The sequence below is a fragment of the Opacimonas viscosa genome (assembly GCF_024199005.1).
Lineage (GTDB): Bacteria > Pseudomonadota > Gammaproteobacteria > Enterobacterales > Alteromonadaceae > Opacimonas > Opacimonas viscosa.
The window spans coordinates 1-243 of sequence record NZ_JANATA010000287.1; the positions used below are offsets into that span (position 1 = coordinate 1).

A 243-nucleotide genomic window follows, 5' to 3' on the forward strand; every position below is an offset into this window, starting at 1 on the left:
TGAAAGCGTGATGTTAGGTCGCGCGTCTTATATGCGCCTACCCGACATAGTGGGTGTCGAGCTAACGGGCAAACCACAGCCTGGCATTACCGCCACCGACATCGTACTGGCACTTACCGAGTTCTTACGTAAAGAACGCGTTGTCTCTGCTTACCTGGAATTCTACGGTGAAGGTGCTGCGCACCTGACGCTAGGTGACCGTGCAACCATTTCCAACATGACACCAGAATACGGTGCTACAGC

The 243-nt window shown here is 53.5% G+C and carries 1 protein-coding gene; it reads left to right on the top strand.

Going from position 1 to position 243, the window contains the following annotated elements; all coding sequences use genetic code 11:
* A partial coding sequence (locus tag NLF92_RS13630) for an aconitase family protein (RefSeq protein WP_254102807.1) occupies window positions 1-243 on the top strand: 243 nt, incomplete at both ends.